Below are 1392 nucleotides of genomic sequence, written 5' to 3'. Positions count from 1 at the left end.
ATAATTACCAAATTAAATATGTTTATCATGACCTGATTATATTATGGAGAAATTATGAATTTTCTACGCCAATGCCACCAGTTCTCTTGCCAAGATAGATAGAGCTGCTCATCCGCCCATTCTTATCAGCGCTAAAAATGGGCGAATGTCAGGCTTATAGGTCTATATTCAACGCGCAACGGCCTCTATTATCGATACGTAACTGCCGGTATTTATGATGCGGTTTAGTTTCAGATCGGCTCCGGCGAGTATCACTTTCAGCTCAGCTTCGGTGCGTTCTCTCCCACCGTCAAAGCTCCCCATCAAGAGCAGATCCATATTTTTCCCGAAGTGAGGGGTATTTCCTTCAGGAATAATGGTATCCATAATGAGGACTTTTCCATTAGGAAGCATGGCCTTACGACAATTATGGAGTATTAGTGTTGTCTTTTCATCCGGCCAGTCATGAGTGATATATTTTAATAAGTAAAAATCTGCCGGAGGACATGATTCGAAGAAACTGCCAGGCTGGAGCCTCCATCTTGAGTCATCCCCCAGTTCACCAAGACGATGTCTTTCCAGCACCGGAGTTTGATCGAACAAAATACCGTGCAGTGTCGTATTAGCCTGTAATACTTTTAGCAGCAAGCCGCCTAACCCCCCCGCAATATCAACAACGGTGGCATGGTCTGGGAAATGATAGCTACGTACCAGAGCCAGGTTTTCCACCGCCGACATCGAGGACATCCCGGTGTGAAAATCATATTCAGGAGAGCGAGTCTGTGGTTGCGACCAGTATTCGAAGAACGACACGCCATATAGTTGTTTAAAAGCAGAGTGGCCGCGAACGCTTTCAACGATATTCCCCAGCGGGCCCCAAAATGTCTCATCGGTTAACATCAGTACCGCAGAACGAAGCGAATGCGAGGTCGCGGTACACAAAAACTCAGCCGCTGGCGTGAGTGTAAATCGCTGCCCATCAACTTCTTTAAAGATATTTCGCGTTGCAAGCAATCGCATCACTCGATGCAGTTGCTGTGGATCAACCTCCAATTCTGTTGCAAGTTCCTGTACCGTTTTTGGCCTTTGTATAAGATGGTCGGCAACCCCCAAAATAGCCGCTGCCCGCAGTGACGCTTGATAAGTAAAGCCCATTGCTTGATCCAGTAAAAATAATGCTGCCGTCTCACTTTCAGGAGAAAAAGTCGTATTAGTTGTCATGCTTATAATACCTCAAATTAAATATTCAATAAGAGTTATAATCGCAATACCCAGAGCCAACCTCCTGCCTATACCCGGCAGAAAGTTAGTTCAGATATATAATGATTGCTAAAAATAACCACGCCACTAATTAGCGGCAGATATATTTAAAGAGGATTTGTTCTGGTTTAGTTACGTTCGGCACTTGATGTT

Annotated in this window: 1 protein-coding gene; it reads right to left on the bottom strand. The window is 44.7% G+C overall.

Features of this window, described 5'->3' with window-relative positions; genetic code table 11:
* Nucleotides 1–168 precede the first annotated feature (168 nt).
* The gene (locus V1952_RS21825) at nucleotides 169–1200 is read right to left on the bottom strand and encodes a methyltransferase (protein ID WP_372560555.1); all 1032 of its coding nucleotides are present in this window, start codon (nucleotides 1198–1200) and stop codon (nucleotides 169–171) included.
* Nucleotides 1201–1392 lie beyond the last annotated feature (192 nt).

Source organism: Yersinia sp. 2542 StPb PI (genome assembly GCF_048593855.1).
Lineage (GTDB): Bacteria > Pseudomonadota > Gammaproteobacteria > Enterobacterales > Enterobacteriaceae > Yersinia > Yersinia enterocolitica_E.
This window is presented reverse-complemented; position numbering and strand designations above follow the sequence as displayed.

What these genes read in the sequence shown, in the direction of transcription:
- V1952_RS21825 (WP_372560555.1), bottom strand. Translation starts at nt 1,200, where the DNA reads ATGACAACTAATACGACTTTTTCTCCTGAAAGTGAGACGGCAGCATTA.